Genomic DNA, 1,516 nt, shown 5'->3' with positions numbered 1-1,516 from the left:
AGGCGTTGCTGGGGTCGATTTCACCCTTTCACCACCCCAAACCGACTTTTCCCGTTCCCGACGATACTCTTGTCATTGCATCCGAAACTTACCCATATCCTCAAACATGGACTGAATACCTGCTAGGCGTTCGGCTTTCGCCTCTTGGATTGGCTGTAGCAAGTTTTCAGCCATAATGGTGCGGATCAGATCATATTGAACTATTGCCATACCTGCTGGGCGAGTTTTCGGCGACCGGCAGCTCTTTCCTGGTCCTGTTGTTGCCACTGCTGTTGCCATTGAGCAACCGTATCTCGAAGTTCCGCCCGAAAATCCCGTAACTCCTGCGCTAATTCCTCAGCTTTTTCGGCTCGGGACTGGGCGCTCTCCTCCAGAAAGGTAGCAGTTTCTTTCTGAAGCGATCGCACAAACTCTTTTAAATCCTCAGCTAGTTGTTCTGCTTGCTGACGATGGTTATTATGAGCGTCTGCCAAAAAGGCTTGATTTTCTTGTTTTAATTGAGATACAAAAGCCTGTCGATCTTGTTTTTGAGTGATCGCCTGGCTGTATCGTTCTCGTTGCCATAAACCGATCGTCGCCCAAATCTGTTTTTGGCTTTCAGCCAAAACCTGGCGACGCTCTAGGTGGCTTTGTTGCCAATCATCCTGTAACGCCATAGTACTTAAGGATATCCCCCCAGTTGGTGGTTAAGCATCGGACATCTGTGGTTTTCTGTGGTTTTCTGTAGTCTTTCCTGTCAGCCTTACTTTAGGGTTTTCCCTAGAGAATCATATAGCCCCCTGAAACTCAGGCATTGGCTTTCCGACTCAGATTCAGGCTGTAGCTAGATGGACTTAATCAGAAGACAGAATCAGATGTCCGACCGCTAGTTAACTGTGAAACCCTTTATACAGAAGGAACAGCAGCTTGAGCCGTTAGACCCACAGCTTCTGCATATTTGAGGTAAGTTTCCACAGATGCAATCACAACCCTTGCTTCTACCGATAACAGTTCTATGCCCACTAAGGAAACACGAACCCAGGCATCAATTACAATCCCTTTATCTAGGATACGATCAATAACCTCAGCCAAGCTCGAAGATGAGTTTACTTTTTCAACTGCCATGAGTCAATTACCTCTTAATTTTCATATTGACACCCCCACCGTCCAGCTAGGCTGTGATGGTAGATTGTTGCTAGTATTACTGTTGACCAGGCTACCAGGGAAGTCCTGTTATCCTCCGTCATACAGAATCCAGACAGATTTAACCGTCAAGAATGTGGCAATAGCCCGAAGCTTCTGAGTATGATACAATCAATAGTGAGGCAATCATGCCATTGGTGAAGGTATCTCTCAAAGCCTCCAACATTCTGTTCAAAGAGGACTATTGTCACGTACAAATCGCCTTTTTAAAACCAAGATATACAGGCTATGTACTTCACGTCCACCCTTAAACAGCTATGGAGCATCATCCTACGACAACGATTTGGAGTCTATCAGTACTTGGGTATAATGTCAAGCATTTTGGTAATAATTA

The 1,516-nt window shown here is 45.6% G+C and carries 3 protein-coding genes; all 3 read right to left on the bottom strand.

Annotated features, from left to right (window positions below; all coding sequences use genetic code 11):
• Positions 1-72: 72 nt before the first annotated feature.
• A complete protein-coding gene (locus P5683_RS24765; protein WP_008049827.1) occupies positions 73-210 on the bottom strand; it encodes a hypothetical protein in 138 nt (45 codons plus the stop codon).
• On the bottom strand, positions 201-656 hold the full coding sequence (gvpC, locus tag P5683_RS24760) for a gas vesicle protein GvpC (RefSeq protein ID WP_233497988.1): 456 nt from the start codon (positions 654-656) through the stop codon (positions 201-203). The genes P5683_RS24765 and gvpC overlap by 10 nt, the downstream gene beginning before the upstream one ends.
• A gap of 229 nt (positions 657-885) precedes the next feature.
• Positions 886-1,104 carry a gas vesicle structural protein GvpA gene (gvpA, locus tag P5683_RS24755; protein WP_006616598.1) on the bottom strand — a complete coding sequence of 73 codons (219 nt, stop codon included), beginning with the start codon at positions 1,102-1,104 and terminating at the stop codon, positions 886-888.
• Positions 1,105-1,516: the final 412 nt, after the last annotated feature.

This window comes from Limnospira sp. PMC 1279.21 (assembly GCF_032349615.1).
Classification (GTDB): Bacteria; Cyanobacteriota; Cyanobacteriia; order Cyanobacteriales; family Microcoleaceae; genus Limnospira; species Limnospira fusiformis.
Note: the sequence above shows the minus strand (reverse complement) of the source record. Positions and strands in the feature narration are given on the sequence as shown.

Excerpts from the sequence above, each read along its gene's own strand:
- P5683_RS24765 (WP_008049827.1), bottom strand. The coding sequence starts at position 210 with ATGGCAATAGTTCAATATGATCTGATCCGCACCATTATGGCTGAAAAC.
- gvpC (WP_233497988.1), bottom strand. The coding sequence starts at position 656 with ATGGCGTTACAGGATGATTGGCAACAAAGCCACCTAGAGCGTCGCCAG.
- gvpA (WP_006616598.1), bottom strand. The coding sequence starts at position 1,104 with ATGGCAGTTGAAAAAGTAAACTCATCTTCGAGCTTGGCTGAGGTTATT.